At 36.9% G+C, this 23,018-nt stretch carries 24 protein-coding genes, 1 tRNA gene and 1 other RNA gene; 11 read left to right on the top strand and 15 right to left on the bottom strand.

All coding sequences use genetic code 11. The annotated features are described in order from the left end of the window. Nucleotide 1: 1 nt before the first annotated feature. The 3 genes from AAHH40_RS02465 to AAHH40_RS02455 are packed head-to-tail and all read right to left on the bottom strand — an operon-like array spanning nt 2 to nt 3,158. On the bottom strand, nt 2-1,258 hold the full coding sequence (locus AAHH40_RS02465; protein WP_342220542.1) for an FAD-dependent monooxygenase: 1,257 nt from the start codon (nt 1,256-1,258) through the stop codon (nt 2-4). Further along, nucleotides 1,255-2,556 carry an aminopeptidase P N-terminal domain-containing protein gene (locus tag AAHH40_RS02460; protein WP_342220541.1) on the bottom strand — a complete coding sequence of 434 codons (1,302 nt, stop codon included), beginning with the start codon at nt 2,554-2,556 and terminating at the stop codon, nt 1,255-1,257. The genes AAHH40_RS02465 and AAHH40_RS02460 overlap by 4 nt, the downstream gene beginning before the upstream one ends. A 23-nt stretch (nt 2,557-2,579) precedes the next feature. After that, nucleotides 2,580-3,158 (bottom strand): UPF0149 family protein, encoded by a 579-nt coding sequence (locus AAHH40_RS02455; protein ID WP_342220540.1) that lies wholly within the window; start codon nt 3,156-3,158, stop codon nt 2,580-2,582. A 216-nt stretch (nt 3,159-3,374) separates the two neighbouring features. Between AAHH40_RS02455 and ssrS the strand changes: the two genes are divergently transcribed. Both ssrS and AAHH40_RS02445 read left to right on the top strand, forming a co-directional pair. Beyond that, nucleotides 3,375-3,541, top strand: a non-coding RNA gene (gene ssrS / locus AAHH40_RS02450) — 6S RNA. A 19-nt stretch (nt 3,542-3,560) separates the two neighbouring features. Further along, nucleotides 3,561-4,142 carry a 5-formyltetrahydrofolate cyclo-ligase gene (locus AAHH40_RS02445; RefSeq protein WP_342220539.1) on the top strand — a complete coding sequence of 194 codons (582 nt, stop codon included), beginning with the start codon at nt 3,561-3,563 and terminating at the stop codon, nt 4,140-4,142. Nucleotides 4,143-4,151: 9 nt separating this feature from the next. On the opposite strand, the gene dacB is transcribed toward AAHH40_RS02445, so the two are convergent. From dacB to rpsF, 8 genes are all read right to left on the bottom strand, one after another. After that, entirely contained in the window at nt 4,152-5,618 is a 1,467-nt protein-coding gene (dacB, locus tag AAHH40_RS02440) for a D-alanyl-D-alanine carboxypeptidase/D-alanyl-D-alanine endopeptidase (RefSeq protein WP_342220538.1), read from the bottom strand. 135 nt (nt 5,619-5,753) lie between these two features. Next, on the bottom strand, nt 5,754-6,161 hold the full coding sequence (locus tag AAHH40_RS02435; RefSeq protein WP_342220537.1) for a hypothetical protein: 408 nt from the start codon (nt 6,159-6,161) through the stop codon (nt 5,754-5,756). After that, entirely contained in the window at nt 6,139-7,245 is a 1,107-nt protein-coding gene (alr, locus tag AAHH40_RS02430; protein WP_342220536.1) for an alanine racemase, read from the bottom strand. The genes AAHH40_RS02435 and alr overlap by 23 nt, the downstream gene beginning before the upstream one ends. Continuing rightward, complete coding sequence (dnaB, locus tag AAHH40_RS02425) at nt 7,242-8,606, bottom strand: replicative DNA helicase (protein ID WP_342220535.1); 1,365 nt, start codon at nt 8,604-8,606, stop codon at nt 7,242-7,244. Before dnaB ends, alr begins: the two co-directional genes overlap by 4 nt. A 193-nt stretch (nt 8,607-8,799) precedes the next feature. After that, a complete protein-coding gene (gene rplI / locus AAHH40_RS02420; RefSeq protein ID WP_342220534.1) occupies nt 8,800-9,252 on the bottom strand; it encodes a 50S ribosomal protein L9 in 453 nt (150 codons plus the stop codon). 25 nt (nt 9,253-9,277) lie between these two features. Continuing rightward, complete coding sequence (locus tag AAHH40_RS02415; protein ID WP_342220533.1) at nt 9,278-10,192, bottom strand: DUF2232 domain-containing protein; 915 nt, start codon at nt 10,190-10,192, stop codon at nt 9,278-9,280. Nucleotides 10,193-10,214: 22 nt separating this feature from the next. Continuing rightward, nucleotides 10,215-10,451, bottom strand: coding sequence for a 30S ribosomal protein S18 (gene rpsR / locus AAHH40_RS02410; RefSeq protein ID WP_342146957.1), 237 nt, complete (start codon nt 10,449-10,451; stop codon nt 10,215-10,217). Between the two features lie 55 nt (nt 10,452-10,506). Then, nucleotides 10,507-10,893: a 30S ribosomal protein S6 gene (rpsF, locus tag AAHH40_RS02405; protein WP_342220785.1), complete on the bottom strand. Its 387-nt coding sequence runs from the start codon at nt 10,891-10,893 to the stop codon at nt 10,507-10,509. A 207-nt stretch (nt 10,894-11,100) separates the two neighbouring features. On the opposite strand from rpsF, the gene AAHH40_RS02400 reads away from it, so the two are divergent. From AAHH40_RS02400 to AAHH40_RS02390, 3 genes are all read left to right on the top strand, one after another. Continuing rightward, entirely contained in the window at nt 11,101-12,069 is a 969-nt protein-coding gene (locus tag AAHH40_RS02400; RefSeq protein ID WP_342220532.1) for a polyprenyl synthetase family protein, read from the top strand. A gap of 170 nt (nt 12,070-12,239) precedes the next feature. Continuing rightward, nucleotides 12,240-13,775, top strand: a complete 1,536-nt coding sequence (locus AAHH40_RS02395; RefSeq protein WP_342220531.1) for a hypothetical protein — start codon at nt 12,240-12,242, stop codon at nt 13,773-13,775. A 70-nt stretch (nt 13,776-13,845) separates the two neighbouring features. Further along, a tRNA-Pro gene (locus AAHH40_RS02390) sits at nt 13,846-13,922 on the top strand. 53 nt (nt 13,923-13,975) lie between these two features. Here the strand turns inward: AAHH40_RS02390 and AAHH40_RS02385 are convergent. From AAHH40_RS02385 to AAHH40_RS02375, 3 genes are read right to left on the bottom strand one after another with little or no spacing between them, the layout of a single operon-like run. Then, nucleotides 13,976-14,134, bottom strand: a complete 159-nt coding sequence (locus AAHH40_RS02385; protein ID WP_342220530.1) for an integrase — start codon at nt 14,132-14,134, stop codon at nt 13,976-13,978. A 34-nt stretch (nt 14,135-14,168) separates the two neighbouring features. Next, a complete protein-coding gene (locus tag AAHH40_RS02380) occupies nt 14,169-15,689 on the bottom strand; it encodes a hypothetical protein (RefSeq protein WP_342220529.1) in 1,521 nt (506 codons plus the stop codon). Between the two features lie 17 nt (nt 15,690-15,706). Next, on the bottom strand, nt 15,707-17,797 hold the full coding sequence (locus AAHH40_RS02375) for a hypothetical protein (protein ID WP_342220528.1): 2,091 nt from the start codon (nt 17,795-17,797) through the stop codon (nt 15,707-15,709). Nucleotides 17,798-18,235: 438 nt separating this feature from the next. Here AAHH40_RS02375 and AAHH40_RS02370 point away from each other — a divergent pair, with 438 nt between their 5' ends. The 6 genes from AAHH40_RS02370 to AAHH40_RS02345 all read left to right on the top strand — a co-directional run bounded on the left by AAHH40_RS02370 (nt 18,236) and on the right by AAHH40_RS02345 (nt 21,953). Beyond that, complete coding sequence (locus tag AAHH40_RS02370) at nt 18,236-18,664, top strand: hypothetical protein (RefSeq protein ID WP_342220527.1); 429 nt, start codon at nt 18,236-18,238, stop codon at nt 18,662-18,664. A 5-nt stretch (nt 18,665-18,669) separates the two neighbouring features. Further along, a complete protein-coding gene (locus AAHH40_RS02365) occupies nt 18,670-19,152 on the top strand; it encodes a hypothetical protein (RefSeq protein ID WP_342220526.1) in 483 nt (160 codons plus the stop codon). Nucleotides 19,153-19,459: 307 nt separating this feature from the next. Continuing rightward, on the top strand, nt 19,460-20,122 hold the full coding sequence (locus AAHH40_RS02360) for a S24 family peptidase (RefSeq protein WP_342220525.1): 663 nt from the start codon (nt 19,460-19,462) through the stop codon (nt 20,120-20,122). A gap of 17 nt (nt 20,123-20,139) precedes the next feature. Further along, the gene (locus tag AAHH40_RS02355; RefSeq protein WP_342220524.1) at nt 20,140-20,442 is read left to right on the top strand and encodes a hypothetical protein; all 303 of its coding nucleotides are present in this window, start codon (nt 20,140-20,142) and stop codon (nt 20,440-20,442) included. After that, nucleotides 20,420-21,157: a VUT family protein gene (locus tag AAHH40_RS02350; protein ID WP_342220523.1), complete on the top strand. Its 738-nt coding sequence runs from the start codon at nt 20,420-20,422 to the stop codon at nt 21,155-21,157. The genes AAHH40_RS02355 and AAHH40_RS02350 overlap by 23 nt, the downstream gene beginning before the upstream one ends. Before the next feature lie 46 nt (nt 21,158-21,203). Then, the gene (locus tag AAHH40_RS02345) at nt 21,204-21,953 is read left to right on the top strand and encodes a queuosine precursor transporter (RefSeq protein WP_342220522.1); all 750 of its coding nucleotides are present in this window, start codon (nt 21,204-21,206) and stop codon (nt 21,951-21,953) included. On the opposite strand, the gene AAHH40_RS02340 is transcribed toward AAHH40_RS02345, so the two are convergent. Continuing rightward, nucleotides 21,950-22,960, bottom strand: a complete 1,011-nt coding sequence (locus tag AAHH40_RS02340; protein WP_342220521.1) for an FAD-dependent oxidoreductase — start codon at nt 22,958-22,960, stop codon at nt 21,950-21,952. The two genes, AAHH40_RS02345 and AAHH40_RS02340, sit on opposite strands and share 4 nt — an antisense overlap. Nucleotides 22,961-23,018 lie beyond the last annotated feature (58 nt).

The following is a 23,018-nucleotide window of genomic DNA, read 5'->3' as shown; positions in this document are numbered from 1 at the left end:
ACTAATATTCTTCTTCTTGTAAAGCTAAACCGCGAATCAAACGTGGAAGTCGGCCATGAATTCCCATCAAGCGGCGTGATAAATTTCTTTTGCAGGGCGAGAGTAAGTCCATTGCTAATAGACCATTATTGTAAATGAAAGTCAACGGCCCACGCGTTTGCAAACGTGTCAATTGCTCGGTAAAACCGATGATTTGTCGCTGTGCTGCCAAACGTGACTTGAGATATGAGAGCGCCAAACTTGCATCAGCCAAATCTATATCATGCTCCAAAGCATTCCCAATCACATCCACGCATTCTGCCATATCTTGTAAACCTAAATTAAGACCCTGAGCAGCGATAGGAAGTAAAGTATGCGCGGCATTTCCTAGTAGCATTAAACCTGCTTGCGCTTGGATTTCGGAAATGCAGCTTTTTACTGGATAGGTTTGTGGCTTAGTCATGTGTAATAACTTGCCAAACCGATAAGAGAATTGTTGTTGTAAATTCTCCAAAAACTCTGGCTCGGTTAAATTTTGTAGTGTTTCAATAGTTTGCTGTTCGGAAGTCCAAACTAAGCCTATTTTATTAGATGGTAAAGGTAAGCAAGCAATAATTCCTTGCGGAGTAAAGCGCTGATAGGCAATATGTTGATGATGTCGGCTAATATCTATGCATGTTGTCAAAGCAACTTCGAAACTTGGCCGGATTTTCAAACCAATATTCAGCAAGCGACGAACGGTTGAATCCGTACCATCTGCAGCAATAATTAAACGTGGGTAAATAATTTTTTTTTCATCTTGAAGATGATTAAACACAACCTGCCAGATACCTTCATGTTGATTAATTGATTCACAACTTGCTGGGTTGTAAAGATCGAAAGTTCCTTGCACAGTTTTGCTGGCGGCGGCCTGAAGCAAAGCCTTGCTTAATTCATGTCCCAAACGCGCCGCAGGAATAACCGCACCTAATTGTGGAACACCCATTTCTTTAGCATTAATTCTCGACTGAGCAAAACATGCTGATTTCGAAATATGTACGCAGTGAATAGGATTTGCGTAAGCTTCTAAGGCAGACCATACATTTAATGTCTGTAAAATACGCAAGCTAGCCAGATTCAAAGCAATAGGTTTACTATCTGGAGGTAAAGAAGCATCGAGAGATTTAAAAGGGGATTGTTCAATCAAAGCGATACGCAACGGTAAATGCGATAAAGCTAATGCCAGACTCGTTCCTACAACTCCGGCACCGACGATGAGAATATCATAATCGTGTTTCATGAGGAGGTTCGCATGATGTTTTCAATATCTGTCAAATCCTTGGGTGTTTGTGATGTCAATACTTCACAAGCCTCCTGTGTCACTCGCACATCATCTTCTATTCGGATACCAATATTCCACCATTTTTTGTCGATATCTGGTGCGGGACTGATGTAAATACCAGGTTCTACCGTGAAAACCATATCCGGCTCTAAGCTACGCCATTTTTTTTCTACTCGATAACATCCTACATCATGAACATCTAAACCTAACCAATGGCTACAACCATGCATATAAAATTTTTGATAGCTCTTTTGCTGTATCAGATTGTTAAGCTTTCCCTTTAATAAACCCAAATCCACTAAACCTTGTGTTATAAACTCCACACAAGTTTTCTGTAATTGATTCCACGCCACTCCTGGTTTTATCAACGCTAGGATAGCTTGTTGTGCTTTTAATACGATATGATAAATGGCCTTTTGTTCTGGATTAAAACGACCATTAACAGGAAAAGTGCGAGTAATATCTGAAGCGTAGTTTTGATACTCACACCCCGCATCAATTAACACTAAATCTCCGGATTTTAACTGAGCGCGATTATCCGTGTAATGTAAAATGCAACTATTCGCTCCACTCGCAACAATATTGGGATAAGCCACGGCTTGACTCCCTTGTTCATAAAATGCATACATTAATTCAGCTTCTAACTGATATTCATATAAATCAGGCCGACAAGCCCGCATTGCACGCAGATGAGCTTCGCCGGAAATATGCGCCGCCTTACGCAAGCAATCCAATTCGGTTGGACTTTTTCTAAGTCGCATTTCGTGGACACTATCGACTAGTTTTTTAGCATATTCGGTCGGTGGTTTTTTTAAACGCGCCAATAACTTATTAATTCGCGTTAACATAGCGTTGTTAAGTTTCTCATCGCCAAGATGATAACAGACACGTGTATCAGCGATATATTCGGACAACTTGGCTTCAAGTTGATCGATAGGATAAGCTTCATGCGCACCGTATTCTTTCCTAGCCCTTGTTTGGCCTATACGCTCACCATTCCAAATAGCCGCTGCAGGATCCTCAGCACGATTAAATAATATGAACTTACCATCTTTGCTATCAGGTATGAGTAAAGCAATCGTCTCGGGTTCAGGAAACGCAGTTAAATAGTAGAAATCACTATTTTGACGATAGGGATAAAACACATCGCCATTACGCAGACAATCTGGCGCGGCCATTAAGATAATTAATTCATCACTCTTAATGTGGGATAATAATTGCTGGCGCCGATGCTGCAACTCCGAAAGCTTAAACATAGATAAGTATCAGTAGGTGGCTTCTAATGAAGATACATAGAGCCTGTACTTCCTTCTACCGAATAACAAATCAACTCTTCGTAAATCAAGGGAATAGCATGTGTAATAAACTCGATCGCTTCATCATAAGCCAATTTATCGAGCTCCGTTACTTCTAAGTGATTAATTTCAAGCTTAGCAATCTCAGAGATACAGTATAAGGCTTCGTGTATCACATCAGGTGTTTCATCCTCAATAGAGCTTCCACCTAAGCCTAACCCATATAAAAACCCTTCACACCACAAACTTAAAGCTTCAGCACGTTCTTCTAACTCATGCTGTTCATCAGGCAATAATAATTGAAAAGTTTGTAAGCCGCTCAGCTGGCGGCAAGCCGCATCATACAAACCAACAACGGCACCCTGCGACCCCAACATAAAGGGCGGCCTGGTCCCAAGGCGCTTCAATAAAATATCGATTAAAAAACCACCATTAAGTTTTGGACCTACACAAACAAAACCACATAACATTCCATGTATTTCCGCTGGAGAAGTAGCCACTTCAGCTTGGGTCAAAAGATGGTAAAAATCGTCGAAAGCCGGAGATTTAGCCTGAGTTTGCATGGGCGTACTCTTTTAAAGAAAGTAAGTCTTAGGTATTTTACCATTCTAAGCTGGGTTAATACAGCTAAGCAAACCTTAATAAAAAAATAGTGTAATAAAAAATCACCGTCATGGCGAGCGAATGTAATGAGCGTGGCCATCTGGATTGACACGCACCCACGGTGCTCGCAATGATGGTTAATATTTTACGCGCCTATAAAATAGATTATACTAGTCGGGTATCTGACTCAGTCGATAGTTTTTCGATCGATACTTTCATAAAGTCAGGGATAGTTGCTTTATTTACGGTGTGCAAGCTTGCAACTTAGCAAGAAGCCTAAAGTAAGTAGACTTAATCCCACCTGCATCCCAGGATCAGGAAACGTAGCTGAGTCAGATATTTTTAATCTAGTATTATAAACTATGGATACTCGCCTGTTATCTCGCAAGAAATTACAACAACAACGAGCTAAAATTACTTTAGACGAACAAAAAAAAGTTTCAACTCTCATTACCGAACAGTTAAGTCATCATCCACTATTTTTACAAAGCCAAACGATTGCCAGCTATATAGCCATTCAAAAAGAAATTGATCCATCAGCACTCATACAAATAGCCTGGCAAAATAAGCAAACTTGCTATTTACCGATTTTACAAAGACAACAATTAGTATTCTGTGAGTATCAAGCGCATACCTTATTAAAAAAAAATCATTTTAATATTCCAGAACCTCCTCTCTCTGCAAATGCCTGCATTGCAGCGGAAAATATTGATTTAGTTTTAGTTCCTCTGGTAGGTTTTACTGAAAAAGGACAGCGCTTAGGGATGGGCGCCGGTTTCTACGATCGCAGTTTTGCTTTTTTATTAAATTATCCTAGATCCACACGCCCTTTTTTACTCGGCCTTGCCTATGAATGGCAAAAATTAGCATCCTTCACTGAAAAAAGTTGGGATGTTCCTTTAAATGCAGTGATAACAGAGAAACAAATTTACTATAGTGGTTGACCTTCTCCGCTAATGGTACATCTGGAATTGATGATCTAGATGTTGAATAAATTGTTTGTGTAAGTTTCCATTGTTATTTTTTTCCGGTGGTGGCGCATTAAATAACACTGCAAACGCTCCTAAATCACCATTTTTCATACTGAAATAACCGGCCATGGTATACACAGATTTCGGTACAGTAAGATAACCTGTTTTAAAACTTGACCATTGCATCCAAGGATGCTGAGCAGTAAACATTTCACGCCAAATTTTTTGCTGGCCTGGCATCACTAAACTTCCATAATAGATAGGAAAATCGCGTTTATTTTTATACATTCCTTCTAGTAAAATAATAAGATCGCTGGCTGATAATTGATTAAATGGTGTTAATCCGCTAGCATTTTTAAACACAGGCAAACCATCTCGGTTCTTAGTGATAAAATTTGTCGTTGCCAACATTGGTTTATAATTTTGAAAAAGTAATTGAGTCGCATCACTTAACTCCACTGATGCAACTGATTTCGTTTGACTGTCTCGCCACAAATCTAGCATCAACATCTCTGCAATATAATTGTTAGAGTAAAATAACATATCTTGCACAGAATGAATCAGTGGATCACTGGATATCTGCGTTAACAAACTGTCTGTTGGTAATAAAGGACTGGCTTCAACACGCGTTTTACCATTTAAACTGATATCCGCTGCTTGCAAAAAAGCGCTTAACAAATTTGCCGTTGTTAAATTGGGATCGCCTACTGAACGATAAATAGTAAGCGGCTTATTTTGCACGCCTAATTGTCCCGAAATAATTAAAATTTCTTGTTTATTCTGAGTAACACGGTTAAGTTGAATGGTATTATTTTTTCCAGAAATGGTTTGTACAGATCCTTTCAGTATGAGGTTATTTAAAGAATAAGGTAAAATTTTTATTATTGCGGCATCACCTACTTTTGACGGTGAAATATAAATAGCTATGTTTCCAAAATCGGTTCCTGAAGAAGAAGGTAAGCCATCGTAGGCTACTTTTGAATGAGTTTTTGCTAGCATCCGATCCGGATCGCTGAAAATGATCTTTCCAAAATAAGACGTATTAACGATTACGTTTCCAGTAATTTTCTTTAAACCTACTTGTTGTAGATTATTAACTAAGCTCCACATTTTTTCATTGGTAAACTCAGGGTCACCCAAACCATAAAGAACTAAATCTCCGTATAATACGCCTGCTGTAAAGTGCCCTCTTGCATAAACTTGCGTAAAAAAAGTATGTCTAGCACCCCAGTCCGTTAATGCACTGGCGGCAATAAAAAGTTTCGTCACCGACCCAGGAATTAAACGTAATTGCTCATTTTTAGCATAAAGAACCTTAGGGTGAGTCAAATCAACCCATAGTTCTGAAGTTTGAATTGCATTATTATTTTCATTAGCAAGTATTGGCGCACTAACTAGATAAAAAATAATAAATAAAAATTTTTGCAAAAAATGTTTTTTCTTTTTCATATTTTCATGGAGTACATAAAATTTATCGTCATGGCGAGCGAATGTAATGAGCGTGGCCATCCATCAGTTTCGTATTTCCTAGATTGCCACGCACCTACGGTGCTCACAATGACAAGATCGTAAATACTTAAAAAGCTAATGGCTGATAACTTGCCATACCCCTTGGTTATTTCGGCATGCTGTGTAATTAAAAGAAGGATGTTCAAAAAAACCACGAATTAACTGTATTTCATAATCTCTACAGCCTTGTCCTTCGGGATTGACGAAAATTTCTTTACTGGTAAAGACAAAGCGCGCACCAGTATCACTAGTCCAACTAATAAATTGTTTGGGCTGTGCCGTTGCCACTAAATTTTGCAGCTTACTATGGTCGGCATTTCCCATAAAATGTGCAATAGAAGGATCAATAAAAATGTCCTTAGTATTATCTAGCTGCGGTTCTAGATGTGTTTGTGGTGCTTGTATTTGATGGCTAGCACACGCCGTTAAATTTAAAATAAATATCCAAATGAATAAACATCTAATCATTTTTTTTTGCATCATTTATTTCCTCAATGCGCGTACGGACTAACTGTCCTCGATTAATGCCACATAATAATTCAAAACGAAAAGATGAGGTACTTTCTGCCACTTGTTCTAACGGAAGACCTGTTCCCCATAACACAACGGGGTCACCTATCTTGGCATCCCGTTGATTCGACAAATTGACTGTCAGCATATCCATGGAAACTTGTCCTATCAATTCACTGAGTTTGTTATTCACCAAAATAGGCGTACCACTTTCAGCTCGATGTGGATAACCATCTCCATATCCTATTGCCACAATTCCAACACGTAATGGCCTAGGCGCTATCCATGTGCCTCCATATCCCACTCTATCACCTGATTCTAATTGATGAATAGAAATAATTTCAGATTTTAAAGTCATTACCGGTTTTAGTGAATGCTGCGCACCAGAAGAATCTGCAAAAGGTGAAACGCCGTATAGCATTAAACCTGGACGCACCCAATCAGCATGAACTCCAGGAAAAGATAAAATTGCAGCCGAATTAGCTAAGCTGGTGGGGAATTTATACCCTTTAATGGTTTGTTCAAATTGTTTTATTTGACTCTTAGTCGTTGTATCTTCCGATTTATCCGCGCTAGCAAAATGTGTCATCACACACACGATATTCAGCCAAGGACAAAGCGCCAATTTTTGCAAAACTGTTGCAAAATCATGTGGCGAAAAACCTAAACGATTCATTCCGGTATTTATTTTCAACCATACATTAATGGTATTTGGTAAGGGATGTTCAGTTAATAAATTTAATTGGTTACGATCGTGAATGACCGTATCGAGTTCATAATCAGTTAATAAGGGAATTTCATCCTTGGAAAACAAACCTTCCATTAACACTACACGCTGTTTTAGTCCCGCTTGACGTAAATACAATGCTTCTTCTGAACAGGAAACACCGAAACCCTCGACATCGGTTAATGCCTTCGCTATGGAAATTAAACCGTGTCCATAGGCATTTGCCTTAACCATAGCCAATATTTGGGATTGTGGAGCAATATCACGTACCCGTTTAACATTATGACGTAGCGCAGCTAAATCAAGCTCTACAGTAAACGGTCTGCTCATGCATAATTCTCAGCATGATAACGTTGCGCTGCAAAATTTTCGAAACGCGTATATTTCCCTAAGAAAGTCAGTCTTACTTTACCAGTAGGCCCATTACGTTGTTTGGCAATAATAATTTCTGCGCTACCTTTATCCGGACTGCCTTCATTGTAAACTTCGTCACGATAAATAAAAATAATCAAATCCGCATCTTGTTCTATCGCACCTGAATCCCGCAAATCAGACATCACCGGTCTTTTATCGGCGCGTTGTTCCAAACTACGGTTTAATTGCGACAATGCGATAATCGGAACATCTAGTTCTTTCGCCAAGGCCTTTAATCCACGTGAAATTTCAGATATTTCTGTCGTACGATTTTCCTTAATACCGGGAACTTGCATCAGTTGTATATAATCAATAACAATTAAACCTAACGTGCCTTGCTCTTTTGCAACTCGGCGTGCACGCGCACGTACTTCTCCGGGACTTAGCGCGGGTGTATCGTCAATAAACATTTTTGCTTCAGATAACATGCTGACTGCTGAAGTCACTCGAGGCCAATCTTCGTCACTTAATTTTCCAGTACGAATTTTATGCTGATCAATGCGTCCTAACGACGACATCATACGCATTGCTAGTGCTTGACCTGGCATTTCCATACTAAAAATCAGCACTGGTTTATCGCCTTGTATTGCAGCATGTTCTGCAATATTCATGGCAAATGTTGTTTTCCCCATAGAAGGACGACCTGCAACGATCACGAGATCAGCCGGTTGCAAACCAGACGTCATTTCATCTAGATCTTTGTAAGCAGTCGAAAGTCCGGTAATGACTTGATCGGAATGAAATAAGATATCAATTCTATCGACAGCTTTTGCCAAAAAGTCGCTAATTCTAAGGGGTCCACTACCACGTGCACCTTGATCAGAAATTTGAAATACCTTTCGCTCAGCCTCATCCACGAGCTCAGTAATCGACCGGCCTTCAGGCATGAAAGCATTTTCAGTGATTTCAGATGCAATACTAATTAATTGGCGCAAAACCGAACGTTCTCGTACGATATCCGCGTAAGCAACGATATTGGCGGCACTCGGTGTATTACGTACCAATTCAAATAAATAAAGATCACCGCCGATCTCTATTAATTCATTCGAACTTTTTAAAGCATCGGTGAGTGTGACAACATCAAAAGGCTTAGCATGATTGGCAAAACTGACAATAGTACGAAATAGAATGCGGTGTGATAAGAGATAAAAATCCTTTTCTTTTAATTTATCCGCAACCCTATCCCATGCTTGATTATCCAGCATTAAGCCACCTAAAACCGATTGCTCGGCTTCCAGTGAGTGCGGAGGTAATTTAAGATGATCGGTTTTTTGCATAGCAAGAATCGCCTATTCCTATCAATAATAGGATACCCTTCAAAATACAACATCCTTGTTATACTCTTTGCATTGGAATTTTTTTCTATGTTGCCGCTCAACATCCTCATGTATCATAAATACATTCCGGTTGCTTCATTCTCGCGGCCTTGCCAAAAATCCAATTGCTGTGAGTATATACTGGTCAGCTGATTTATTCTTCTGCAACAATATTTACTTTCAGCATAGCGATAACATCGCTGTGTAATTGCACTGAAATTTCATGTTCGCCTAATTGACGTAAAGGACCATTAGGTAAGCGAATTTCACTCTTTTCAAGTGCGACGCCTGCGGCATCTGCTGCTCGAACTAATTCAGACACACCAATAGATCCATATAAACGACCTTCTTCGGCTGACTTGACCGGTATGGTTAATGCTAAAGCATTGATCGCCGCTGCGCGTGTTTCTGCGACTTGTAATTTTTCTTGTGCAATTTTTTCTAACTCTGCACGCTTGATTTCGAATTCAGCGATAGTTTCCTTATTAGCGGGTACCGCCTTGGCGTGCGGGATTAAATAGTTGCGCGCATAACCATTGCGCACCGTAACCTGCTGCCCCAAATCCCCTAAAGAATGTATTTTTTCTAATAAAATCACTTGTGCCATAAAAAAATAAACCTCAAAATTCAATTCACTTGTTAACTCTATTTAATCGGTAGCGTAAATTTAGCACGCTATCAATTATTGCGAATATTATCAGCGCAGCAGCTACATAAGGGAAAAAAACTGCCAATAATACATAAAATAAAAAAATCCATTTATTAGCCACGTTTCTTAAATCTGCCAGCGCATGAATAACACTTAAACCCGCCAATGCAAAAATGAGTCCCACCACAGGTAAAGCATCCTGCGCCATCACCATGTCTAAGAAACTCAATACGCCTAGGACTAAAAGAATCAGTACTTCCCATAGGCTAAGCCGAACACTTTTTAACTCAGGGCGAAGTTGGCCGGGATTGTATAGCATTGACTGGAACCCTCGTGCAAGTATTAAATTAATAAGTACCGACAAGGAAATAAACGCCACTTGAAAACCCGTAGCAAACTTGGCAAAAAAATCTAAATGCGCTGCATTAACCGCTACATCAAATTGATTTTTAACCAATAAAGCATAATGGTCGAACTGATTTATCCATACCTCTGTGATATTGGGCATCCACAAATGTACCAACAGCACCGCCAATAAACCTAGCAACAGACTTGTTGTTAATACCGCTTTCCAACTCTGTGTTTGGCGCAACACTAAGGCTAACACATAAGTAAATAAGCTGCCGCCAATAATTCCATACAAAATAATTAAACGATTACCTAAACTAGCGACAACTACCGCCGGTAAAATAATCCACAATAATACGATAGCCCCTTCTTTAGCGCCTTTACGTAAAGTAACCAAAGCAACGATGACATTACTGACCCAACCAAATAAAGGAAGAATAGTAAATAGTAATCCTACTATAACCGCCTGGCGGCGGCCACGCATGACATAGCTTGCAAAGCGATGCAATATGCCCATCGCACTTGAATTTTTGTCTGTATTACCGCTCAATTCACAATCCTCTCAAAACACATTAGCCCATGTTTTGATGTTTATCACAATAAGGAAGTAAACCTAAAAAACGTGCCCGCTTAATCGCTTGCGTTATCAAGCGCTGAACGGAGGCCGAGGTTCCTGTCGTGCGACTGGGAACTATTTTAGCTGTCTCCGTAAGATGATTTTTTAAAAGAGGGATATCTTTATAATCGACCTCTGTACCTTCGGCAGAAATTCGGCAATGCTTGCGGCGTCTATTTTGGTAATTGTTCATAATCTACTCATCTAATAATTAAAAAAAGCTTAGGCAGCATACAAGGTAGTATCAGTTAAACCGATCTTCCTTCAACTTCGGTCTCTCTGGAATACTCTCGTCTATTTTCGTGGCCATGCATTTCTTTAGCTTTTGCCATAGGAGACATTTCAGTAATTGCCCGATCGACTTGAATAGTAAGCTGACGTAACACGGCATCATTAAAGCGAAAATTATCGCTGAGTTCAGCCATCGCTTCTTTTCCGCACTCAATATTCATTAGAATATAATGCGCTTTGAGAAGCTTATTAATAGGATAGGAAAGCTGTCTACGACCCCAATCTTCAAGACGGTGAATCTGTCCACCGCTATTTTTAACGATGGCCGTATAACGCTGAACCATGGCAGAAGCCTGATCACTTTGATCAGGATGAATTAACAGCACGATTTCATAATGACGCATTTCAATTTCAGATTGACTCATAGTATCTCTCGGTTAAAAGCCCCCCAAACTACTGGTAGAGCGAGTATACTTAAAGGACTATCCTAAAAGCGGGGCCATTATACAGTCGGACCCCTCAAGATGCAATAAATCCCCGTTGCTTGACAGGCCTTTCTATGCCGCCTAGCATTCGGCTTTAAATTAATCATATCATCCCTAATCAATCCTATGGATTTAGCGCCCATAACAGCCTTAGTTAAGAACGATCTCAACCAGGTCGATGCACTCATCGATCATTGCCTTTATTCTGAAATCCCCTTGATACCAGAGTTGGCGAAGCACCTTATTGATAGCGGGGGTAAGCGTTTACGCCCATTGATTGCTCTACTCAGTGCGAAAGCCTTCGGCTATACAGGCGAGGGACATATCCAGCTAGCCGCTAGTTTAGAGCTCATTCATACCGCTACCTTATTACATGATGATGTTATTGATGGGTCTGAGCTACGACGTGGCAAAAAAACTGCCAACAGCTTATGGGGTAATTCGGCCAGCGTTCTAGTTGGCGATTTTCTTTATTCGCGTGCCTTTCAATTGATTAGTCAAATCGACAATTCACGTGTCCTCCGATCGCTGGCTGACGCCACCAACACACTATCCCAAGCTGAAATTTTACAAATGCTCAGCTGTCATAATGCCAATGTTGATGAAGAATATTGCTTAAAAATTATCCAAGGAAAAACGGGGGTACTTTTTTCTATCGCCGCAGAACAACCTGCAATTCTAACTGCATGTCCCGAAGCTGAAATTTCAGGCATGGCTAATTATGGTGCGCATCTAGGTATCGCCTTTCAACTGATTGATGACGCACTCGATTATTCTGGAACCAGTCTAGAACTCGGCAAAAACTTAGGCGATGATTTAGCTGAAGGTAAACCGACACTCCCCTTAATCTATGCTTTACAACATGCCAACGCTGAGCAAGCAGAGCTTATACGAGCAGCATTGACGCAGGGCAGTCAACAACATTTAACGTCTATTATAGACATCATGCAAGCGACACTAGCCATCGAGTATACGCGTAATCTTGCTCAACATCATATTCAACAAGCCTTGATGCACTTAGCTGTCATTCCTGATTCAGTCTACCGTCAAGCACTAGCCCAATTAGCAAACTTTGCTAGCGAACGTACTTATTAGCTAGTTAAATAATAATTAGCTTTTTCCATCAAACTTAAATTTAAGTTTTATTTAACATTTATATCGGCATTTTTTTATTTTCATATTTATTAAATCAGATCTATTAAGGTTTATTTAATAAATGTTTATTAATATCCATTTGTAGAAAAAAATTAAAAAAAGTAGTATCTATGCCAAAAATATCAAAAAAAACCCATAAAGACTTATATAATTTTAGTTTATTAAATAAATTAGAAAATCATGGCGGTTTTTCACATGACGTTTTTTTGACAGAAAAAATTAAAAATGGGCATAGAAAAAGTATCTGGTATATCAAATATCTAGGATCAAATAGAAACGAAGCGATAATCGAAACGCTTGCCCAAGAATTTTATCGCTTGATATATCCTCAGCAACCAAAAACTCGCAGAGCAATATCAAAAACAAAAACTGGAATGCTCGAATATCATGTACTCTCTAAAAAAATTTCTGATTTTAATGAACAATTTTTTTTATTCCCAAAAAACCATCAATTGGTACTCGATCGTGGCATTACAGGATTGCCCACTGTACAAGCCTTAGCCTTATGCACAAATGAAGTCGATCTTAAAGCCGGTAATGTAGGTGTAGATGCGTATGGACACGTTATTAAAATTGATGGGGGTTTAAGTTTTATTAAATTAAATCCTAGGTTTAAGTATCTCCATGAAGGGAAAAATCTCGACATTACCCAAGCCGACCTGGAAGCACTGCCTAATTTAGTCAACTATGAAGCTTGTAATTGGTTGCAGCAAATTCAATGGAGCTTGAAAAAAAAGCGTGCCATAAAAAAAGAACCCACAGAATTAGACAAAAAGATCAATCAAAGTCCCGATTTTAAAAATGAATTATATCAAACTATATTGCGTATTATTTCATTGCCTGATGAACTTATTCAATTTTTTACACAAAGTTATATCGCTAATGGCGATGATGTTAAGAGGTTTTCAGGATTTATTATTGCTAGAAAGCTACAATTAGCATTGGCAGCTGAACAAATACCCGCTTTTAATAAATATCGCCAGAGCAATCGAGCTCGAGAAGAAATAGTCAATTTTTTAAAGTATTTAAGAAATTTTAAAACCATGCGTAAATCTTTCTTACTCAGTGAATTTGAAGATCAATATAAAATGAATATCGAAGCGATCATACTTCGAAATATGACTCAAGAGTTTACTCTAAAAAACTTTACTATAGAACTTGATGGTTATGACAGGGATTTAAGTAAAGCTATTCATGATGAAATTAATTTTAAAATATTAATAAATGAAAATTTTAAATTAGATCTTGATCGCATAAAGCTTCATTCTGAAATCGAAGTATTAAAAAAAGATATAAGTAAATATTTAACTTTACCCGCCACCTTAAAAGACAGAGAGGAATTGAGTAACATATTAAAAAATGTTGTAGATAAGCTTAAAAAGGATTTCGTAATGGAAAAGGAACAGGAACATTCCGTTATTTCGAATTTAATCAAATCCATTAAGCAAGTGGTATCCGTTAATGATAACTCAAAAAAAATAAAAAAACCCATACCTACTCCACGAAAAAATGCTCAACCACTTCCTTCGATGGGATTCTTTAATCAATCCCATCAAAAAGTATCAGAAGCTTATCATCAACACGACATGGATCATTCACCCAATAATTCAGCCTTGCACAAAAAAGATATACTAACAATATATTAACCTCTGTCGCTAGCTGAATGAAACTAAAGCTGATAGAATTCTTCGCAGTTTTTGACCTGTTCGTCAAATACGGGGTGTAGCTCAGCTTGGTAGAGCACTAACTTCGGGAGTTAGGGGCCGGAGGTTCGAATCCTCTCATCCCGACCACGACTAACATCTGAAAATACTGTTGTTTCTTACCACATGTAACAAACTGATCGTCATGCCACACAATCCGAATGTAGGGAATTTGTAACGTAAACTCTCTCTGCTGCCTTTTTTAAATGGTGACTGCTCAAGTGCGCATAACGCAATACCATATCAAAAGAAGACCAACCTCCTAATTGCTGCAACTCATACAACGAAGTTCCATTTTGCACATGCCATGAAGCCCATGTATTATGTGAATGCTATTTACGGCCTAGGTGAAAAACTTGCGGTAGCTTTTTCACTTTCTTCTTGTTCCTGTGCTTGATTTTCAGAGATAGGCAGAAACTGTTTTACTAACTTGGTTAATTTTTTAATTTCTTCACCATTAGCATCAACAATCTCTTTATTATCCTTAACTTGTTGTTTTAGGACATTAAATTGCTCTATATTAGATTTTTGTAACTCTCCAAGCTCATTAAGTTTTTGTTTCATGAATTCACTATGTCGTATCCGCTCTTCTGTCATTTCTCGTAATAGCTGCCCGATTCTTAATTCTAATTCAGGTGAATAGCCGAACCATTCTTTTAAGGATTCTTGTCCTCGTTGGATTTTCTCCATGGCAGATTCTGAGGATCGTTTAAATTGTTGAAATAAATCCGTCAACAACATTTGTAAGCCCACCGAACCATTGATCTTATCTGGATGAAACAGACGAACGCCATTTCGATAAAGTTTTAATAAACTGGATTGCAGAGATTTTGACCATTCGATAACTTCTCGATAATTAACTTTTCCTTGGATAGCTTCCTTTACGATTCGTTGATAACCTTCTACCTGGGGATCTATATGTGAACTTAAACTGTTTAGACTCTCTTCCAAAACTATTTTTATTTTATTTGTTTGTTCTTCTTCGGATAATTCTTCTTGTAAAAGAGCATCAATAACTTGACGTCTACGATTAACCCAAAGATTAATTGATTTCATGGAACAACTTAGATCACTTTCGGAGGAGAGGTTTATGGCTCTTTCTGTTTTTATTGTAGGTCCTACATAAACCAATGCATTGTCACCGGCTTCAGATTGTGTTGATGTATGCTGCTCACTGAAAGTACTTTGACCATCTTTTAAATAAGCCCTTAGCATTTTTTCAATCTCCTGATATTCTTTTTTTAATTTCCTTCTTATTAAATACAGATCATATTCCGGGGGTAATTTTTTTAAGTGTTTTTCCATTAAGCCTAAAAAAGAACGACGTTTTTTCTTCTCATGATTTGTTAATACCGAGCTAAAGTTTTTTTGCATCCACTCTAAATTACCGGAATATTTTTCTAAACGTTGCTCCAAGATTAGATTGTCCCGGCTTAATGCAGTAACTAACACGCTCATTAGTTTTTGTTCTGGTTCATTGCATACTAGAGTTTGGTCAACAATTAGATATTGTTTCCGTATAGCTTTAAATGAAAGACACCGCTGGTAATAAGCCCAAATCGTAATCTTACTTCCGATGGAGGTAAATAAACGTAATAACCATCTCTGCCAAAAAGGTTTTTCCCAGTAATGAGTGATCTCAATCTGTAATTGGTTAGGAGTAAGCCTAAAGAGTCGTATACTTTTTAGGTTATTATCATCACGTTGCCACAAGGGGGTCTTTTCGGTTAGTGGGGGATGGATCTCTATAAAAGCTCCCCATCTTAGTCCCCACCACCAGGACATCCATTTAAAGGGTTTATGAGAAAGTCGCTGGCCAATGTCTTGCAATAACATAGTCAGCATTACTTCTTTCATGAACTCTCCATGGTACGCTAGCGTCTAAATAAACTTGGCCCAGCCCTATTGGTTTCTTCCTGCACCGGATTAACCTGTTTACCTACGAGTGGGTTTATTACTTTACTTAATTCTTTAATTTGAGCTCCTTGAATATTAACTTGTTCTCGTAAAAAATTATTTTCTCTTATTTGTTCGTTTAACTGAGCTTGTAAAATATTATTATTTTCTATTTGAATATTTAATTGTTTCCCTTGGCCTCTTCTTTCTTCCTGATTTGTCTCTCTTTGTGCTTGGATCTCTTCGAGTTGAGGAGAGACACTGATAGCTTTAGCCAGCGTGAGTTCTCGATGATGGAGAATATCTTTGCAACGATCGATTTCGTAATGTAATTCTTCTCCTAAGCTTATCAAACCATCGTTGAATTCAGAGCGATGTAAATAACCTCGATTGGCTTTTTTTGCATCTTCTATCATTTTTCTACTATAGTTCATCAACTCCACCATAGACTCATAGGCAATATTTCCTTCTGCATTGAGTCTTTTGCTGGTAACTGCTTCAATGGAATCCACTAAACTATGTAAACTTTGGATGTATTGTTGGTATCTTTCGCCTAAAAATGCATGCACGCCGGTAATTACCTGTATATAAACTGGATGCGTCATTCGAGTTTTTAATTTATCTAAATAGTTATCAAGATGCTTTTTTATATTGTTAAACGTGACATATAAATCAAAAAAGTGATGTAACTTAGAGATTCCCGGTGCTAAAATACTTAAATTTTGCTGAATATGTTCTATCACCGCTTCTTTCCAGGGTGGGCATTCGTTTCCATCAAATAAGCGTTTTAATAAAAATATTCTTTGATCCTTAGGTGTCTCAAATATATTAGCTCCCGCCTGTAACAATAATTGAATACTTCCCCCACTCTTTATCCTAAAAGCCTTTTCTAATAAATAATAGCCAATGGTTTTACCCGTAGCTTTAAAAGGCCGGCTTAAATCAAGCGAAACCAGAGACGAAGCTTCTTGCAAATACTCGGGATGATTTTTATAGACTTCAGGTAAGATACTGCAAGCCCTTTGCAACCAAATTTCCTTATTTTCTTCTTTATCTTCTGCAGTAATCGTACCTAAACCCAGTTGATAGCTTAAGACGACTTGTAGATACTCTACATGATTGAATTGGATGGCTTCTTCAGCTAAAGACACCAATTTATCTTCGCTTAATTGTTCCGATTTAAACTGTTCTTCTCTATCTCCTGCTAACCGTTGTCTGATCGCTTCGTGAACTCCTTCTAATCCAATAAACTGTTCAGCTACTGGCTCTGTAAATCTAATTTCATTGATTCGATAATTCTTAGAAACTAATGAAATCAAACTGTTATAACTCATTCTTTGAAGCGGAATATCTCCTAAATCCAGCGTCACTAGGCTGGGATGCTTGGCTAATTCAGGGATTAACCAATGGAAGTCATAATCATGCTGCCAATCTATTTTTAAACCTAAGAACTCTAATTCTGAAGCCCTTGCTAGTGTTTCAATCAATATTTTTTGTTCAAAGTCTATCCCCGTTAAACTCAATTTTTTTAAGATAGTTTCTGTTTTTTCCAATTTTCTTAACAAATTATTTGAAAAATTAAAGCTCAATGGCGGATCTTTATTCTCGTAAGAAAAATAAGCGCCATTTAAGTGAATCTCATCCCAGGTTGAAGGAAGCGTTAATAAACTAAATAATGTTCTTTCAAAATGATTTTTTTGACTACTAAAATCAGTGATTTGAGTTGTAATGGGTAGCCCCAAATTAAAGTTATTCGTAGGAGCAAGCATCCTGACCAAATGAGCATCAACATGCTTATCACGATGATCATTCCCAACCACATGTTCATGCTCTGTAATTGCACCGGCGATGACATCTTCAAAGATATAATGTGGAATAAGATAAACGTTGTTTAAATGAAATTGATAGTAAGGAATTTCTGGATTACGTTCACCATACATATATTCTTGAAGTCGATTAAGCTGTCCTAAATGTAAAACTGAATTATCTAACTCAAAAAAACCATCGTGTATAAATCGATTGAAGGCGAGATCAAATGCATGGGTATTATTATTAGTTTCTTGGGGCATAAAGACTCCTTTTATTGTAGTGTTTCCTATTATTTTCGTAGCTTTTAAAGTCTAAGCTATATTTTTTAAGTTGACTAGATCAAAAGGATTATCTTTTTTAAAGATTATAAAAATTAATTTATTTTTTTATAAAATTTTCAAAAAAATAGATGTACCAGAATTGTACCAGGCCGAAATAGAATGTACCAAAATCACCGTGGTTTTCAATTGCTTATCATTAGCGCAAAGTATCACAAGTGTTTGATTATTAATTGTTTTTTAAACTATACATCAGCTTCGGGAGTTAGGGGCCGGGGGTCCTCTCATCTCGACCAACCTATCTCACAAAAAAGACTTAAAAATTAGTAACTCAGCGTTGTCCACTACAAATAAACTGTTAATCATGTTTTAAAAAATGTATCATAATGAACGAGCATAAACCTACTCAAGGATTAAAAAATGGATACTAAGAATTTACTCGTTCAATTGAATCCAAAAAGAGAGCATTTACGTTCATTGAATGAGTTGCTTAATGATTCGATTCAATTAAAAAATGGAAGATTAGGGTTTGTTAACGATTCAGAGCGAAAATTAAGTACAGCTTTAACGCAAGCATCTCAAAACCCCGACGAAATAAGTCAGTTAGGAGAAAAACTTGATCATAATTATCGTATGTACGTTAAGTACGAGGCTGACATTCTGAAATATCAACAAGACATCGAGGTCACTAAAAAGGAAATCAAAGATTTAGAGCAGCTTCTGAGTACATTTCCTGATAAAAAAGCTTACTGTGATTTTTATAAGCAAAAAAGAGATGACTTTGATAAAGAGGATAATCAAACTTCTAGCCGCTATTCGAATGTCAGTAGTTTCCCCTCAATGAGATAGTGGCCATGCCAGAAATAAGTTTAAAAAATAAATTATTATATGGATTATCTTTAGGATTAGCTATAAGTACTATAGTTATAGGACTTGTGGCAATTTGTTGTTTGGCGATAGGCTTAGTCGTTTTGTTCCCAACACCCTCTTCTGCCCTTGCTTATTTATTAATAGTAGGCATGACGGGAGCTCCTATCCTCTCCCTATTACTAGGAAGTTATATACTTGAAAATTGGATACCTAAACTTAACACCTATTTAAGAAAAACATTTTTAGGCATGAACCGGGCAAGTCCAATCAGTACATCAACAGTCTTAGACATGAATCAGGAGTATTCTCAGAGTACACCGCCAAAGTTAAATAACCAAGAAGGAGAAAATAATTCTTCAAAACCGCTTGATAGGCAAACTGAACATTTCCCCCCTCTCTTTAGTAAAGCCAGTACTAATAGGACGGAAATTAAAGGCGAGTACCTATTACCTATCTTAACTATGTAGCAATTTCCGCAAATATAACTTTTGTAGCTATGACATCCATATAAATCTTTCTTTGAAAAAAAATTAATTCCATTATTTATGAACAAATATAATTTGATACTAATGGTTGAGAAAGTATCAACTATTATCGATTTAATTTATTTTTATTTTTTATAAAAAAATACTGACAAAAAAATTGAATAGTTATTCAATATACGGTAGCTTGTAATAAATAATACACAGTCTAAGTTATGGATCAGCATGTGCTTTAAGATATAGTATCAAATATGAAAAAAATATCGCAAATAAATAATAGTGAAGCGCAACAATGAATGCTAATAAAATACATCTTACCTTAAGAACCCTAATGCAGATGAAGTCAGCGCGTGATGGTGTCAACTTCACGCTGTACCGGCTAGCAAAATCATTAAATATGCCACATTCTGTCTTGTTAAGATTAATTCATATAGAACCCACTAAACGTGTTAACAATCCTAGAATTGATACCTTATATAAAATTGTCGAGTTTTTTAAATTAGATGGTTTCAATATCACGGTTAATGATTTATTGATGGGACTTAGCAACGAATTAGAAATAACTATTCAGGATCAACAACCATTTTTTTTTAATAAAGAGACCGAATTACCGCTTTATTCTTTTAATGCAACCACGCAGGATAAAATTGGCCAAATACAGATTAAGTTAAATACTACAGCTAAAGACTTAATTGCGCTGTTATCCGAAGAAGAAATTAAACCTATCTTTAAAAAAGGATCCATTTTTATCATTGATCCGAATGCAGCGCTAGAAAACGAGAGCTTAATTGCCGTTAAAATAGAAAATAATCGTCAAATTTTGATTAGAAAAATTAATCTTGAGACCAATACAACATTGCTAATGGCTTATGATAATAGCACCCCTCCACTGATTTTAAACCCACAATTACATTCTATCCTTGGAGTGGTAGTACAAGTCAACGCTAAAACTTAACAGCCACATGGAGGTCTATGCTATTAAAAATGTTAGCAAAAAAACTCGATAGTTTATTTTGTCTTTATCTTGGTATAAATAGAGAAAAAATTAGACCGCATAGTCTATGCATGAAAAATAATTATCTCATTGTTACCTGTGCCCTTCCTTTTAAACGACATATCTTTAAAGAAACATGGAATGACTTTAATGCCGGTGATTTAAAAAAATCCCACCCAAAAATTAATGAAAAAGTGGGTTTAGCCGTTGGGAAAACCATTGCTAAGGGTTTAGTTATCACTTTCGAGGAAGTTAAGATTGATCAGCCAAAAACCGAATAATAATTTTTATCTTAATTTAGATGCTAAATGCTTATGGTATTTAACACTAACCTATGCCATGTTGAGCCTACTTAGCAGTTGGTTTGTTATATGCAGCATTTCTTTCCAACATATAACGGTTAATGCAGGAATACTTATTTGCCCTATTACTTTTCTATTATCTAACTTCATTGCCGAGGTTTATGGCTATAAAAACGCCAGACGCGCGGTATGGTGTGGATTTTTTTTCAATATGCTGTCAATTTTTTATGCGCTATTTATAATCAATTTACCTAGTCCCAGTTATGCCGTCCATAACCTAACGTTTAATTCGATCCTAACGACGTATTTAAAAAGCTCGTTTATCTTTATGCTAAGTTATTATGTTGCCGAACCATTTAATATATTTTTCCTTGCAAAATTAAAACTGAGATTGAATGGATATTATATAAAATTTCGACTGGCTATTTCGGTTTTATTTTCGATGGTTATCAGTGGAACAATTTTTAATCTTATTAACTATAATGAAGCTTTTATTGATCTAAAATTCATTTCAACTGCTTTTATTAGCGTGCTCACTTTGCTTATTAGCTTACCGTTCATCATTTTTTTAATTGAAAAAGTAAAAAAAATAGAAACAATAGACATATATGACCAAAACACACAGTTTAATTTTTTTAAATTTGAAGTAAATTACATTCCTGGAAATAATGGATTTAACAACTTAAGCCTTTAGATAGCTAGCATGTAATTAAAAAATAAATTTGAAGGAAAGCTAAGGTATGAGCTTAGAAGCGGCAAAGATCGATGGTGTGCAACCCAGCAGTATTAGACAAAAATATTTATGGCTATTCATCTTTGCCTATACGTTGATTTTTTTCGCTTCTAATTGGTTTGACCCAAGACAAATACATATCTTTGGACTCAATACGGGAGCTGGCTCGATAGTATTTCCTTTAACCTATCTCATTTCTGATATTATTACCGAAGTCTATGGATATAAGCATGCAAGAATGGCGGTATGGACAGCCCTATTATTTTTTTTAATCTTCATCCTCTATGGCCAACTAGTTATCGCTTTACTTGCTCCTGATTCTATCTCACGAGTCGCTATAACCACTTTTTTATATACCAACAATCGTATCATTTTAGCGGCGATATTAAGTTATTTAATCACCGAAAGCATTAATTCTTATATAGTGGCCAAACTAAAAATCAGCTTAAAAGGTAAGTATATGGGCCTACGATTTATAGGATCTACTTTAACGGCTTATACGTTTAATGAATTGATCTATGCGCCTATCGCCTTTTATGACTTGATTCCAAACATTAAACATTTCATACACCATATGTTAGCCTCATGGGCATTTATGGTCTCTATCGAGCTCTTGCTGTTACCCTTTTCAATACGTCTCGCTAAACATTTAAAAGTAATTGAAAATTTAGATATCTACGATACGCAAACTAATTTTAATCCGTTTAGTCTTAATACGGACTATCAGAATAGACATAACAAATCGAAGAAAGATTAAATTTTTGGTCTAGCTTGTTGAGTCTTAGCATTTACAAACTCATTACAATGCTCCAAAACTTTATGAGCACTTCCCCAAGAGGCGCTATAGCCGCTGCCACCGTGTCCATAGCAATGCACTATCATGGATTCACCGACTCTTTGTTCCTCGACGCGCACTTCATTACGGCCGCAACGGATCCCTACTTTTGAGTGAGTGTTAACATCTTTTATGATCGGAAAAAAAGTTGAGATTTTGCTAATAATATCTTGTTTATCGCTCGCTCTAATTTTTCTGTCCGTATCATTAATTTGATACGTTGTTCCAAGCACACAGTCTCCATCGCCCTTGGTTGCAGGACGAAAAACAACATAAGCATTTAAAGCTTCCACATTAAGCGAATAATCGTTTTTTATATCTCGGATTACACATATTTCAGTTTGACCACGTACGGGATAGACAGAATCATCTAGCGTTAACTGCTTAGCTTCCCAGCCCGGGCTATTGATAACAATAGGATAAGACTTAACCAGATCATTTAATGAAATTATTTCTTGTTCTATTAATTTACCGCCTAAACCCTTAAAGTGTTCTAACATATGTGGACGGTAAAAAATAGGATTGATGAGCGGTATTTTGACCAACACACTAAACGGAAAACCATCTATCTTTAATTGCGCAGCGGTATCTTCAGACAATTCAACCAATTTTCTTACTGATTCCTTTGCCCAAACACTATTTTTAAAATCACTTTCTGTTTTGAAATAAAGAAGCTCTGAAATCTTATCAACACCTGGGGTTTTATATTTTATTAACTCATCAAATTTTTCCAAACTTTTTAAACAATATTTTTGTAATAAAGCCTTATCATTATTTGGTGCAAACCAGGTTGCTACCGCTGCATCTGAATTAGTAGCTAAGGGATCATCTTTAGTAAAAACAGTCACATCAAATCCATTTTCTAAAAGAACAATCGCATTGGTCATTCCAATAATACCAGCACCAACCACAGCAACTTTATGTGTCAAACAATATACTCCTAATAACAATGTAAATATTTTTTTAATTTCGATTTACAAACGAAAA

The sequence above is a fragment of the Rickettsiella endosymbiont of Miltochrista miniata genome (genome assembly GCF_964031245.1).
GTDB lineage: Bacteria > Pseudomonadota > Gammaproteobacteria > Diplorickettsiales > Diplorickettsiaceae > Aquirickettsiella.
This window is presented reverse-complemented; position numbering and strand designations above follow the sequence as displayed.

Coding starts and splice junctions, on each gene's coding strand:
- AAHH40_RS02435 (WP_342220537.1), bottom strand. CDS start 6,161: ATGATGCAAAAAAAAATGATTAGATGTTTATTCATTTGGATATTTATT.
- rplI (WP_342220534.1), bottom strand. CDS start 9,252: ATGGCACAAGTGATTTTATTAGAAAAAATACATTCTTTAGGGGATTTG.
- AAHH40_RS02400 (WP_342220532.1), top strand. CDS start 11,101: ATGGATTTAGCGCCCATAACAGCCTTAGTTAAGAACGATCTCAACCAG.
- alr (WP_342220536.1), bottom strand. CDS start 7,245: ATGAGCAGACCGTTTACTGTAGAGCTTGATTTAGCTGCGCTACGTCAT.
- AAHH40_RS02460 (WP_342220541.1), bottom strand. CDS start 2,556: ATGTTTAAGCTTTCGGAGTTGCAGCATCGGCGCCAGCAATTATTATCC.
- AAHH40_RS02355 (WP_342220524.1), top strand. CDS start 20,140: ATGCTATTAAAAATGTTAGCAAAAAAACTCGATAGTTTATTTTGTCTT.
- AAHH40_RS02375 (WP_342220528.1), bottom strand. CDS start 17,797: ATGCCCCAAGAAACTAATAATAATACCCATGCATTTGATCTCGCCTTC.
- dacB (WP_342220538.1), bottom strand. CDS start 5,618: ATGAAAAAGAAAAAACATTTTTTGCAAAAATTTTTATTTATTATTTTT.
- AAHH40_RS02370 (WP_342220527.1), top strand. CDS start 18,236: ATGGATACTAAGAATTTACTCGTTCAATTGAATCCAAAAAGAGAGCAT.
- AAHH40_RS02395 (WP_342220531.1), top strand. CDS start 12,240: ATGCCAAAAATATCAAAAAAAACCCATAAAGACTTATATAATTTTAGT.
- AAHH40_RS02455 (WP_342220540.1), bottom strand. CDS start 3,158: ATGCAAACTCAGGCTAAATCTCCGGCTTTCGACGATTTTTACCATCTT.
- AAHH40_RS02365 (WP_342220526.1), top strand. CDS start 18,670: ATGCCAGAAATAAGTTTAAAAAATAAATTATTATATGGATTATCTTTA.
- rpsR (WP_342146957.1), bottom strand. CDS start 10,451: ATGAACAATTACCAAAATAGACGCCGCAAGCATTGCCGAATTTCTGCC.
- AAHH40_RS02445 (WP_342220539.1), top strand. CDS start 3,561: ATGGATACTCGCCTGTTATCTCGCAAGAAATTACAACAACAACGAGCT.
- AAHH40_RS02345 (WP_342220522.1), top strand. CDS start 21,204: ATGAGCTTAGAAGCGGCAAAGATCGATGGTGTGCAACCCAGCAGTATT.
- AAHH40_RS02380 (WP_342220529.1), bottom strand. CDS start 15,689: ATGAAAGAAGTAATGCTGACTATGTTATTGCAAGACATTGGCCAGCGA.
- rpsF (WP_342220785.1), bottom strand. CDS start 10,893: ATGCGTCATTATGAAATCGTGCTGTTAATTCATCCTGATCAAAGTGAT.
- dnaB (WP_342220535.1), bottom strand. CDS start 8,606: ATGCAAAAAACCGATCATCTTAAATTACCTCCGCACTCACTGGAAGCC.
- AAHH40_RS02360 (WP_342220525.1), top strand. CDS start 19,460: ATGAATGCTAATAAAATACATCTTACCTTAAGAACCCTAATGCAGATG.
- AAHH40_RS02465 (WP_342220542.1), bottom strand. CDS start 1,258: ATGAAACACGATTATGATATTCTCATCGTCGGTGCCGGAGTTGTAGGA.